Origin of the sequence: Streptosporangium sp. G11, from assembly GCF_051192615.1 — a bacterium.
In the GTDB taxonomy this organism is placed as follows: domain Bacteria; phylum Actinomycetota; class Actinomycetes; order Streptosporangiales; family Streptosporangiaceae; genus Streptosporangium.
In genome coordinates this window covers 1-12247 of sequence record NZ_JBPJUQ010000132.1, presented here as the reverse complement: position 1 = coordinate 12247, position 12247 = coordinate 1, and the positions used below count along the sequence as shown (strand labels likewise).

General features: G+C 68.8%; 7 protein-coding genes and 1 rRNA gene. 4 read left to right on the top strand and 4 right to left on the bottom strand.

Annotation, left to right across the window (positions count from 1 at the left end; genetic code table 11):
* Window positions 1-24 precede the first annotated feature (24 nt).
* Window positions 25-1590 carry an MFS transporter gene (locus ACSDR0_RS46670; protein ID WP_435295427.1) on the bottom strand — a complete coding sequence of 522 codons (1566 nt, stop codon included), beginning with the start codon at window positions 1588-1590 and terminating at the stop codon, window positions 25-27.
* A 54-nt stretch (window positions 1591-1644) separates the two neighbouring features.
* On the opposite strand from ACSDR0_RS46670, the gene ACSDR0_RS46665 reads away from it, so the two are divergent.
* Window positions 1645-2445: a TetR/AcrR family transcriptional regulator gene (locus ACSDR0_RS46665; protein WP_435295426.1), complete on the top strand. Its 801-nt coding sequence runs from the start codon at window positions 1645-1647 to the stop codon at window positions 2443-2445.
* A gap of 70 nt (window positions 2446-2515) precedes the next feature.
* On the opposite strand, the gene ACSDR0_RS46660 is transcribed toward ACSDR0_RS46665, so the two are convergent.
* Complete coding sequence (locus tag ACSDR0_RS46660; RefSeq protein ID WP_435295428.1) at window positions 2516-7036, bottom strand: HAMP domain-containing protein; 4521 nt, start codon at window positions 7034-7036, stop codon at window positions 2516-2518.
* Between the two features lie 398 nt (window positions 7037-7434).
* On the opposite strand from ACSDR0_RS46660, the gene ACSDR0_RS46655 reads away from it, so the two are divergent.
* Both ACSDR0_RS46655 and ACSDR0_RS46650 read left to right on the top strand, forming a co-directional pair.
* Window positions 7435-9060 carry a PucR family transcriptional regulator gene (locus ACSDR0_RS46655; protein WP_435295425.1) on the top strand — a complete coding sequence of 542 codons (1626 nt, stop codon included), beginning with the start codon at window positions 7435-7437 and terminating at the stop codon, window positions 9058-9060.
* A 9-nt stretch (window positions 9061-9069) separates the two neighbouring features.
* A complete protein-coding gene (locus ACSDR0_RS46650) occupies window positions 9070-9465 on the top strand; it encodes a cupin domain-containing protein (RefSeq protein ID WP_435295424.1) in 396 nt (131 codons plus the stop codon).
* A gap of 278 nt (window positions 9466-9743) precedes the next feature.
* Here ACSDR0_RS46650 and ACSDR0_RS46645 read toward each other — a convergent pair whose 3' ends face one another.
* Entirely contained in the window at window positions 9744-9881 is a 138-nt protein-coding gene (locus ACSDR0_RS46645) for a hypothetical protein (RefSeq protein WP_435295423.1), read from the bottom strand.
* Between the two features lie 312 nt (window positions 9882-10193).
* On the opposite strand from ACSDR0_RS46645, the gene ACSDR0_RS46640 reads away from it, so the two are divergent.
* Window positions 10194-11660, top strand: a complete 1467-nt coding sequence (locus ACSDR0_RS46640; RefSeq protein WP_435295422.1) for a phosphodiester glycosidase family protein — start codon at window positions 10194-10196, stop codon at window positions 11658-11660.
* A gap of 278 nt (window positions 11661-11938) precedes the next feature.
* Here ACSDR0_RS46640 and rrf read toward each other — a convergent pair.
* Window positions 11939-12055: ribosomal RNA gene (gene rrf, locus ACSDR0_RS46635) — 5S ribosomal RNA — on the bottom strand.
* Window positions 12056-12247 lie beyond the last annotated feature (192 nt).

The window sequence follows — 12247 nt, the reverse complement described above, 5'->3', positions numbered from 1 at the left end:
CACCCCGCAAGCCCTGCCCCGACATCACCGGCCAGGGTTCGCTGCCGCCTGCCCACTAACGCACCGATTTTCGAGCCAGGCGGAGGAGGATGTCATCAGATCCGTGTCCGAACCGGCCCCGGCCGCGGGCGCGGGCCGCAGCACCAGGAACGCCAGTGTGGCGGCGGCCAGGGTGAAGCCGACGCCCACCCAGGAGCCGAACGACATGGCCGAGACGAATGCCTCGCGGGCGGTCTCGACGATCCCCGCGTCTCCCAGCCGCAGTGCCTCACCGATCGACTCGCGCGCGGCGGCCGGGACGTCGGCGGGCATCGACGAGGTGTAGACCCCGGCCAGCACGCTGCCGAGCACGGCGATGCTCAGCGCCATGCCGACCTGCTGGACGGTGTCGTTGAGCGCCGACCCGACACCGGCGTGCGCGGGCGGCACCGCCCCCATCAGCGTCGCGTAGGCCGCGGGCCCCGCCAGGCCGCCGCCGACCCCCATGAGCATGAGACCGGTGATCAGCAGGCCGTACCCGGTGTCGGCGGTCATGAAGGCCAGCACCCCGAAGCCGCCGGCCATCACGGCGAGGCCGACGGCGACCAGCACCCGGTTGCTGACCTTCTGTCCCAGACCGGCGCCGACCCCGTTGAACAGCGCGGCGGCCAGGGCGTACGGCAGCAGCGCGAGACCGGCCTGCATGGGACCGTAGGCCAGCACGAACTGCAGGTACTGGGTGAGCATCAGCAGCAGCGCGCCCGTGCCGAACGACATCAGCACGATCGAGAACGACGCCCCGCTGAAGTTCCGGTTGCGAAACAGCTCGAGCGGGAGCATCGGGTGCTCCGACCTGAGCTCCCAGACCACGAACGCCGTCAGCGCGACCACCGCCACCCCGGCGGCGGCCAGCGACTCCGCCGAGGTCCAGCCCGCGGTGGGCGCGGAGATGACCACGTAGACCAGGGCGCTCATGCCGACCGTGGACAGCACCACGCCGAGCGGGTCGAGCCTTCTGGCCGGACCGCGCGACTCGGGCATCAGCAGCGCCGCCGCGATCACGGCGACGACCGCGACCGGCACGTTGAGCAGGAAGATCGACCCCCACCAGTAGTGTTCGAGCAGGAAGCCGCCCAGCGTCGGACCGGCGATCACGCCGACCATCGCCACCGCGCTCCACGCGGCGATCGCCTTGCGGCGCTCCTCCTCGTCGAAGACGGTGATCAGGATCGACAGGGTGCTCGGCATCAGGATGGAGCCGCCGACTCCCATGAGCGCGCGGGCGCCGATCAGGTGCCAGGGCTCGGTGACCAGCACGGCGACCAGCGAGGCACCGCCGAACAGCACCAGGCCGATGATCAGGAAGCGCTTGCGGCCGTAGCGGTCCGACAGGCTGCCCGAGGTGAGCAGCAGGCCGGCGAAGACCAGGACGTAGGCGTCGATGATCCACTGGATGTCCGCCGGACTGGCCCCCAGATCGACCATCAGGGCGGGGATCGCCAGGTTCAGGACGGTGTTGTCCACCACGAGCACCAGCAGGCTCAGGCAGAGCACTCCGAGGATCCACCAGCGCCTCGGGTCGCGTTCGACTCGTACAGTGTTCGATTTCACTCGCACACTGTACGATAAGCTCGAACACTGTGCCATCGGATTTATGCTTGAACGGTGAAACAGCACTTCGGCTCCGTCTGGACCCGCGAGCAGCGCGCCGCGAAGAGTCCCGCGCTCAGCCGCGCGCAGATCGTGCGCGCGGCGATGGAGCTGCTCGACACCGAAGGGCTGGACGCACTGAGCATGCGCCGCCTCGGCGCCAGGCTCGGCTCCGGGACCACCAGCATCTACTGGCACGTGGCCAACAAGGACGAGCTGCTCGAGCTGGTCCTCGACGAGGTCTACGGCGAGTTCAGCGTCCTGGACGCCCAGGAGACCAGCTGGCGCAACGCCGCCTCCTCCTTCGCGTACGGCATCCGCCAGGCGCTCTTCAAACACCCCTGGGTCATCAGCTTCATCGGGACGACCCCGGCCATCGGCCCCAACGCGATGCGGATGATGAGCCGGCTCGTCGCCACGTTCGACCACGCCGGGTTCGACGGCTTCGACCAGGACTACGCCGCCTCGACGCTCATGGCGTACGTGCTCGGGGTCACCGCGCCCGAGCTCTCCTGGCGGGCCATGCGCGAGCAGACGGGCCTCGACTCCAACGAGTTGAACGCGGCCATACAGCCCGTGGTGGAGAAGGCCGCGGCGGACTATCCCGAGCTGGTCGCCCGCTACGCCGAGTACCGGTGCATGGACGTCGACTCCGCCAGGGCGCTCAACTTCGAGTTCGGCCTGACCTGCTTCCTCGACGGCATGGACGCCCGCCTGAAGCGCGCGGCGTCACGTCCGGCGGGGACGACGGCATCGCGGCGCCGCTCGCGGTCGGGCGCCCCGGCCGGCGGGGACGACGGCGCCGCCTCGCGCTGACCCGGCGGCGGGAGCGTCCCGGCCACGCGAGGACGCGCGGGAACGGCCCGCGGTCGCCGAAGGCCCCGCCTCAGATCTCCAGCCACCGCTGGATGCGGCGGAGCAGCTCCTGGGCGTCGACGGGTTTGGTGACGTAGTCGCTGGCCCCCGCCGACAGGGTCTTCTCCCGGTCACCCTGCATGGCCTTGGCGGTCACCGCGATGATCGGCAGATCCGCGAAGTCGGCCATCTTGCGGATGGCCGCGGTCGCGGCGTAGCCGTCCATCTCCGGCATCATGATGTCCATCAGGACCAGGTCGATGTCCTCGTTGCGCGACAGGATCTCGATGCCCTTGCGGCCGTTCTCCGCGTAGAGGACCTGCATGCCGTGAAGCTCCAGGATGTTGGTCAGCGCGAAGACGTTGCGGACGTCGTCGTCGATGACCAGGACCTTCCTGTCCATCAGCACGGCGTCCACCTCCTCCACCGGCTGGGGCCGCTCGTCGGGGCTGGGCTGCACCAGGGGCAGCACGTCGCCGGGCTCCGGCGCCGACAGGTGCAGGGTGATGCGCTCGCGCAGCTCGTCGAGACTGGGCAGGCGCTCCAGCGGCTGGGTGTTGGACCGCCCCTTGAGGAGGTTCTCCTGCGGCCGGGTGAGCGTACGGGTGTGGTGGGCGAGCACCGGCAGCCCGCGCAGCACCGGGTCGTCGTCCAGCATGCGAAGGAAGTCGGCCGCCGCGTCCTGGCGCATGCCCAGGTCGAGCACGATGCAGTGGTGGTCGTCCACTTCGAGGATCTCCAGCGCGGAGGTCGGGTCGTTGGCGGTCGACACCTGGACGGGACCGTGCGTCTCCGGCAGGTCGGCCACGACGCTCTCGGCCAGCTGCGAGAGCAGCCCGTTGGGCCGGGACTCCACGACGAGCAGGCGCCGCCCGTCGGCCCCCGGGAACCGCTCTGAGAAAGGTGCGACCGCGGGCGCGGGAAGCGCGGGCAGGACCGAGGCGGGCGCGGCGCCGAGGCCCCTTCCCGTGCCCGCGTGAGAGGCGCCCGAGGTGAGGTCGGCGATCGGCAGGTAGAGGCTGAAGGTGCTGCCCGAGCCCAGGGCGCTGACCGCCCGGATCTCGCCGTTGAACAGCGCGGCGATCTCCCGGCTGATGGACAGCCCCAGCCCGGTGCCGCCGTACTTGCGGCTGGTCGTGCCGTCGGCCTGCTGGAAGGCGTCGAAGATCTGGGAGAGGTTCTCCTCGGCGATGCCGATGCCGGTGTCGACGACCTGGAAGGCGAGCGCCTCCCGGCCGCGCGCCCCCGGCACGTCCATCTTCCCCGCCCGCTCGATGCGCAGCTCGACCGAGCCCCTCTCGGTGAACTTCACCGCGTTGGAGAGCAGGTTCCGCAGCACCTGCCTGAGCCGCTGCTCGTCCATGAGCAGCTCCTCGGGCACGTCCGAGGCGACCACGACGTCGAACCGCAGCCCCTTCTCCGTGGTCAGCGGGCGGAAGGTGGCCTCGACGTAGTCCAGGAGCTGGCGCAGGGGCAGCGGCTCCAGGCTGATGTTCATCTTGCCCGCCTCGATCTTCGACAGGTCGAGGATGTCGTTGATCAGCTGGAGCAGGTCGGTGCCCGCCGAGTGGATGACGTTGGCGTACTCCACCTGCTTGGCCGTGAGGTTGCGGGCCGGGTTCTGTGCCAGCAGCTGGGCCAGGATGAGCAGCGAGTTGAGCGGGGTGCGCAGCTCGTGGCTCATGTTGGCCAGGAACTCGCTCTTGTACTTGGAGGCCAGCGCGAGCTGCTTGGCCCGGTCTTCCAGCTCCTGCCGCGCCTGCTCGATCTCCCTGTTCTTCGTCTCGATGTCGTGGTTCTGCCGGACCAGCAGCTCCGCCTTCTCCTCCAGCTCGGCGTTGGAACGCTGCAGTTCCTCCTGCCCGACCTGCAGCTCGGTCGCGAGGCGCTGCGACTCGGTGAGCAGGGAGTCGGTACGGGCGTTGGCGACGATCGTGTTGACGTTGACGCCGATGGTCTCCACCAGCTGCTCCAGGAAGGCCCGGTGCACCTGGGTGAAGCGGTTGAGGCTGGCCAGCTCGATCACCCCGAGCACCTGGTCCTCGACGATGATCGGCAACACGATGAGGTTGACCGGACCGGCCGCTCCCAGACTTGAGGAGATGGTGAGGTACCCGGCCTCGATGTCCTCGACCAGGATGGACCGCTTGGCCACCGCGGCCTGTCCCACCAGGGAGTCTCCGAAGAAGTGGCGGCGGGCGGTCTCCCGGTGGCCGTAGCAGCCGACCACCCGCAGCTCGGAGCCGTCCGGCTTCTCCTCGGCGAGCAGGAACGTGCCGTGCTGGGCGGAGACCAGCGGGGCCAGCTCGTTCATCACCAGCTCGGCCACGACGGCGAGGTCACGGTGGCCCTGCATCAGTCCCGAGATGCGCGCCAGGTTCGACTTGAGCCAGTCCTGCTCCTGGTTGGCCAGGGTGGTCTCGCGCAGCGACTTCACCATGGAGTTGATGTTGTCCTTGAGCTCGGCCACCTCGCCCGAGGCGTCGACGGTGATCGAGCGGGTGAGGTCGCCCGAGGTCACCGCGCTGGTCACCTCGGCGATGGCCCGCACCTGGCGGGTCAGGTTTCCGGCCAGCTCGTTGACGTTCTCCGTCAGCCGCTTCCAGGTGCCGGACACGCCCTCGACCTCGGCCTGGCCGCCCAGCCGTCCCTCGCTGCCGACCTCGCGGGCCACCCGGGTGACCTCCGCGGCGAACGACGACAGCTGGTCGACCATCGTGTTGATCGTGGTCTTCAGCTCCAGGATCTCGCCCCGGGCGTCCACGTCGATCTTCTTGGTCAGGTCGCCCTGCGCGACCGCCGTGGTGACCTGAGCGATGTTGCGCACCTGGTTGGTCAGGTTGTTGGCCATCGAGTTGACGTTGTCGGTCAGGTCCTTCCACGTGCCGGCCACGTTGGGCACGCGCGCCTGGCCGCCCAGCTCACCCTCGGTGCCCACCTCGCGGGCCACCCGCGTCACCTCGTCGGCGAACGCGCTCAGCGTGTCGACCATGGTGTTGATGGTCTGGGCGAGCGCGGCGACCTCGCCCTTGGCCTCGACGGTGATCTTCTGCGACAGGTCGCCCCTGGCGACGGCCGTGGTGACCTGCGCGATGCTGCGCACCTGGCTGGTCAGGTTGTTGGCCATCGAGTTGACGTTGTCGGTGAGGTCCTTCCACGTGCCGGAGACCCCTCGCACGGTGGCCTGGCCGCCGAGGTTGCCCTCGGTGCCCACCTCGCGCGCCACCCGCGTCACCTCGTCGGCGAAGGCGGAGAGCTGGTCGACCATCGTGTTGATGGTCTCCTTCAGCTCCATGATCTCGCCCCGGGCGTCGACCCGGATCTTCTGCGACAGGTCGCCCTTGGCGACCGCGGTGGTGACCTGCGCGATGCTGCGCACCTGGGCGGTGAGGTTGTCGGCCATGACGTTCACCGACTCGGTCAGCGCCTTCCAGGTGCCCGAGACCCCCTTGACGTCGGCCTGCCCGCCCAGCCTTCCGTCGGTGCCCACCTCACGCGCCACCCGGGTGACCTCGTCGGCGAACGACGACAGCTGGTCGACCATCGTGTTCAGCGTGTTCTTCAGCTCCAGGATCTCGCCCCGCGCCGAGACCGTGATCTTCTGCGACAGGTCGCCGCGAGCGACGGCGGTGGCCACCTGCGAGATGTTGCGCACCTGGTCGGTGAGGTTGCCCGCCATGTAGTTGACGGAGTCGGTGAGGTCGCGCCAGGTGCCCGAGACCCCCTTGACGTCGGCCTGCCCGCCCAGCCTTCCGTCGGTGCCCACCTCACGCGCCACCCGGGTGACCTCGTCGGCGAACGACGACAGCTGGTCGACCATCGTGTTGATGGTGTTCTTCAGCTCCAGGATCTCGCCCCGGGCGTCCACGGTGATCTTCTGCGACAGGTCGCCCTTGGCGACCGCGGTGGTGACCTGCGCGATGCTGCGCACCTGGTCGGTGAGGTTGCCCGCCATGAAGTTGACGGAGTCGGTCAGGTCGCGCCAGGTGCCGGCGACGCCGGTCACCTCCGCCTGCCCGCCCAGCCTTCCGTCGGTGCCCACCTCACGCGCCACCCGGGTGACCTCGTCGGCGAACGACGACAGCTGATCGACCATCGTGTTCAGCGTGTTCTTCAGCTCCAGGATCTCGCCGCGCACGTCCACGGTGATCTTCTGCGACAGGTCGCCGGTGGCGACCGCGGTCGCGACCTGGGCGATGTCGCGCACCTGGTCGGTGAGGTTGCCCGCCATGGCGTTCACCGAGTCGGTCAGGTCCTTCCAGGTGCCGGAGACCCCCGGCACCTCGGCCTGCCCGCCCAGCTGCCCCTCGGTGCCCACCTCGCGGGCCACCCGGGTCACCTCGGAGGTGAACAGCGACAGCTGGTCCACCATCCCGTTGAAAACGGTGGCGATCTCCTGAAGCAGCCCGTCGCCGTCCTCGGGCAGATGCGTGCCGAAGTCGCCGTCGCGCACCGCGGTCAGGCCGGCCAGGAGCTGGCGAAGATCGAGCTCCTCCACGCCCGAAGCGCCCTTCGTGGCCCTGCCCCGCACCGTACCGGCGGTCTCAACCATGTCCACCATCGCGTCCCTCGGCCGTAAAAGGTGAAGTAATCCTAGGGTCATGAAATTGGAGCGAACCCCGCCGTCCTGAATATCATCCTGCGCGCCCGACAACCATCGGGCCTGGTGAACGACCTTCCCTCCGTCCCCTCCCCCCCCCACCCGCGTTCTCTCCCCTTCCGTCCCCTCATCCGCACCCGCGCCCTCCCGCGTGAGCCGTCACCTCCCTCACTCCCCGTTCGTCGCCTCCCGCCCGACCCACCACGCCCTCCGATCCGCGAAGAAAAGCGGGCGGGAAACGGGGGAAACAGGGGGTGCGGAAGAGAAGGCAGGTGGGAAACAGGCAGAGGCAAACAGGCTGTAAAGCATGGGCCACTCGCGCTTACATGTTGATCAGATATTCTCGACGAGTGCTCCCTACTGTCGCCGACGTCCTTGCCCTGGACACCGTCCGCCGGGGCAATCCACGCGTCGTGGCGGGAGCCGACCGGCTCGACAGCCGGGTGCGCTGGGTGCACGTGGGCGAGGTGACCGACATCGCGCACCTGCTGCGCGGGGGCGAGCTCGTGCTCACCACCGGCATAGCCCTGCCCGACGACCCCGGCAAGCTCGCCGACTACATCGCCGAGCTGGTCGCCGTCGGCGCGTCGGGACTGATCGTGGAGCTGGGCCGCAAGTTCATCGGGGAGCTGCCCGGCGCCGTGGTCCGCGCCGCCGAGGATCACGGGCTGCCCCTGGTCACCCTGGCCAGGGAAACGCCGTTCGTGCAGATCACCGAGTCGGTGCACGCCCGGATCATCGACATCCAGCTGGAGGAGCTCCGCGCCTCCGAGCAGCTGCACGAGGTCTTCACCGAGCTGTCGGTCGAGGGCGCCTCCCCCGCGGAGGTCCTCGGCCAGGTCACCCGGCTGTCCGGGCATCCCGCGCTGCTGGAGAACCTCGCCCACCAGGTGCTGGCCTGCGAGACGGCCGGGCGCGACACCGGCTCGCTGCTGGCGGGCTGGGAGGCCCGCTCCCGCGCGGTGGCACCCGACCTGCGCACCGCCTACGACGCGGCCTCGGGCTGGCTGGTCACCATGGTCGGCGCGCGAGGCCAGGACTGGGGCCGCCTCATCCTGCTCTGCGACACGGAGCCGGGGCCTCGCGACATCGTGCTCGCCGAGCGCGCCGCGACCACCCTCGCCCTGGGCCGCCTGCTGGAACGCCACCAGGAGTCGCTGGAACGCCAGGCGCACGGCACGATCATCACCGGCATCCTGACCCACGCGTACGCCGACCCCGAGGAGGCCGCGGCGCGCGCCCGCGCGGTCGGCGTGTCGCTCACCGGCCGCAAGCTCATCAGCGTGGTCCTGCGCCTGGCCGAGTCGGCCGAGCACCCGCTGGAGGGCCAGGAGCAGCTCGCCCGGCTCGGCGAGCTGGCCGACGCGGCCGCCGCCGCCTGCCGCGAGGCCCGTCTTCCCGCCCTGATCGGCGCCCTGGACCAGAACCGGGTCGGCGTCCTGCTCCCCCTGCCGCCGCGCGTCGTCCCCGAGTCCGCGCTGACCACGCTCGCCGACCACCTGCGTACGGCCTTCACCATCCCCTTCGTCCTCGCCGCCGGCTCCGTGGTCGAGTCGGTCCGCGACGTCCGGAGGAGTTTCCTGGAAGCCGAGCAGGTCGCCGACGTGGCCGTCAGGCAGCCCGACGGCCGCGCCTTCTACCGGCTGCCCGACCTCCGCCTGAGAGGTCTGCTCCATCTTCTGCGCGACGACGCCCGGCTGCAGACCTTCGCCGAGCGCGAGCTCGGCCCGCTGCTCGCTCACGACGCCCAGCGCGGCGGCGACCTCACCAGGATCCTGCGGGTCTATCTCGACGCGGGCCGCAACAAGGCCGTCGCCGCCCAGAGGGCCCACCTGTCCAGGCCCGCCTTCTACGACCGTCTCCGCAGGCTGGAGCGCGTCCTCGACACCGATCTGGACGATGTCGAATCCTGTCTCTCCCTCCAGGTCGCCCTCCTGGCGCTGGAGTCCTTCCGGAGAGACAGTCCCCGTTCCTGAAAGGTCCCAATGCCCGACATCTTCGTCCCCGAGCCCGCCGATCTGGCCCGGATGGTCGCCGCCGCCGGGGCGTTCTCCGTCCCCACCGGCGACGTACGGCTGTCACCGGACGAGCTGGAATCCCACCAGATCCTGGCGGGCTCCCCGCGCGTCTCGTCGATCGAGCTGTGGTCCTCGCCGGACGGCAGGCAGAGCCGGGGCATCTGGGAGATCACACCGGGCACGGTCGTCGATGTGGAACGTGACGAGATGTTCGTGGTCCTGTCCGGCCGCGCCACCCTGGAGGTCGACGGTGGCGCCACCCTGGAGCTCGTCCCCGGGTCGGTCTGCCTGCTCGCTGAGGGTGCCAAAACCGTCTGGATCGTCCACGAGACCCTGCGCAAGGTGTATCACTGCGTCGGCTGACGAAATCGGGGACGTGGGTCGTACGGAATCTGGATTCCGTACGACCCGCAGGTGTCCGGCCGTTTTCCACGATCACCGTTTTCCGCGGTGACCGCGTCTCGCGGCCCGTCCTTTGGTTCGTCCCCCGCTCTGTCGTGCGACGGCTCCCCGAAGTCAAGCGGTTCCTCGAAGTCGTACGGTGACTTCTTCGGACCCCCTGTGACTCCCAGGACTCTTCCGGGTTTCCCCGGCCAATCGTGTCTGCCTGAATTGACGGTGTCTGGAGTTGGGTTTCTGGACTAACCGTGCCTGTCGGACGCGGCGTCCATGCGAACGTGGTCAGCGGGGTCATCGGCGCAGATGTGGAGATCCCAGCGGCGCGGGCGCGTCAGGATCGCCCCGAGGATGACGCCCAGGAGCACACTTGCGATGATCACGATGAGAATGCTCAGCCCCATGACGGCTGCCTCTCGGAAAGATGTGCCGCTTGATCTGAGGAAATGCGGCCTACCGCACCGTAGCGCCACTTTCCGGCCCGCGTGACGAAATCCCCGGGGACTAATCCTTATTGACCAGGGCCATTGCCCCCGTCGGGGTCTCCTCGGACATGTGAATTCCCCTGCCGCTTCTCCCCGGCCTCGCGTGAGGAACAACACTTTCTTGGGATGTTTCGCGTGTTTCGGTCTCCTCGACCCGTAGATCTCGGCACGATGGTGCACTAAGTCGGAGACCAATGGGGAGAGATGCACATGTCGCGACACCTTGTCGCCGGATTGACAGCCCTGGCGCTCACCACCGTGGCGATTCCCGCCGAGGCCGAGCAGGCGAGCTCGGGGTTTCCCTCCTCCGCGTTCCCCCTCGGTGTGAGCATGGCCCCGGTGAAGAACCAGCAGAACGTGGCACCAGGAATTACCCTTTTTAGTGTGAAACACGGCAAATCCACCCAAGGGTGGACAGTTTCCGCTCTTATGCCCAACGGGCACGATGCCGGTTCCCTTGTCACCGCGCAGACGGTCGCCGAGGCGATGGAGGCCGCGGGGTTCATCCCCGAGATCCTGAGGATCGTGCAGCCCGCCGCCGCGGACGCCCCCGCCGTGGAGCGTTACATGGTCCGGACCGGCCTGTGGTCGTTCGGCCAGCGGGCCAAGGCCGACAAGGTCGTGAAGGAGCTGAAGGAGTTCGACATCCGGGCCAAGACCGACTATCTCGGTGACGACGGCACCGAGACCACCGGCCCCTGGGACATGCGCGTGCTGATGGTCAACCCGAAGGTGTTCAGGGGATCCTTCAGGACGAGCGTCGGCAAGAGCGTGGCCAAGCGCGAGAGCACCAGCTCGATGTCGAAGCTGGCCGGCGCCATCGCCGGGGTCAACGGCGGTTTCTTCAACATCCACACCGCCAAGGCACTCCAGGGCGACCCGGTCGGCGTGTCCGTCGTGGGCGGCAGGCTTCTCAGCGAGGCCGTGCCCGGCCGTAGCGGCCTCGTCATCACCCAGGGCCGCAAGGCGCGGATCACCGAGCTGAGCACCACGGTCACCGCGATCTCCTCGGACGGGACGAAGACCGAGGTCAACGGCATCAACCGGGCCGCCGGGACCGACGAGCTCGTCCTCTACACCGAGGAGTTCGGCGGTAAGACGGCCGCCGACGGCGGCATCGAGGTCGTCGTCGACGCCGCCCAGGGCAAGGTCATCAAGGTCCGCCAGGCCGGCGGCATCGTCGCTCGGGGCACCTACCTGCTCCACGGCACCGGCCTCATGGCCGTCTGGCTCCAGGAACACGGGCAGGGAACCTGGATGAAGGTGGACAGCAAAGTCATCGACCTGCGCACGCAGCGAGCCATCCCGCTCACCCCGGAGACTCACGTCATGGGGGGCGGGGTCGGGCTGGTCAGGAACGGCCGGGTACGCATCACCGCGGCGGCCGACGGACACGCCTCGATCAACATGATGCTCCGCCGCCACCCGCGCACGATGGTCGGTATCGACAAGTCGGGCGGGCTGATCCTGGCCACGGTCGACGGGCGCAACCCGGGTGTCGCGGTGGGCGCCTCGATGGTGGAGGCGGCCCAGCTGATGCGGTGGCTGGGAGCCAAGCAGGCCATCAACTTCGACGGCGGCGGCTCCAGTGTGATGGTCGTCGGCCACAAGGCCGTGAACCGGCCCTCGGACGGTGCGGAGCGAACCGTGGGAGACGGTCTCTTCATCACGCCCTGACGAGCGGTGGTCCAACGGAGAGCCCCGGCCCGGGAGGGCCGGGGCCTCTCCGTTGTCCGGCTCCCGTTCGTTCAGGGTTCTTGTAGAAGGCCCGTGAGCCCGGGAAAGGTCCCGCCGAGCGGGCCGTCAGAGGGTTCAGCCGCAGGACCCCTGCGGAAGGGCCGCCAGCGGGCCGTCAGTGGGGTCAACGGAAGGGCCCCTACGGAAGGGCCACGAGCAGGAAAGACCTGTGAAAACACGAAAGGCCCCCACCATTGGTGGGGGCCTTTCGAAAGATTGTCCGGCGGTGACCTACTCTCCCACACCGTCCCCGGTGCAGTACCATCGGCGCTGAAGAGCTTAACTTCCGGGTTCGGAATGTAACCGGGTGTTTCCCCTTCGCCATAACCGCCGTAACCCTATGAAACACACAAACACTGTTTGTTGTCTCAGAATTGCATAGTGGACGCGAGCAAGACCTTGGTCTGGCGCTGCTCCGGACCCGGCGAAGGGACAGAGCGCTGCACAGACCAAGCTTGTTGCTTTGTGGTCAAGTCCTCGGCCTATTAGTACTGGTCAGCTCCACACATTACTGCGCTTCCACTTCC

Bases quoted from the DNA above. Each gene is read 5' to 3' on its own strand.
- ACSDR0_RS46660 (WP_435295428.1), bottom strand. From the start codon at position 7,036: ATGGTTGAGACCGCCGGTACGGTGCGGGGCAGGGCCACGAAGGGCGCT.
- ACSDR0_RS46640 (WP_435295422.1), top strand. From the start codon at position 10,194: ATGTCGCGACACCTTGTCGCCGGATTGACAGCCCTGGCGCTCACCACC.
- ACSDR0_RS46650 (WP_435295424.1), top strand. From the start codon at position 9,070: ATGCCCGACATCTTCGTCCCCGAGCCCGCCGATCTGGCCCGGATGGTC.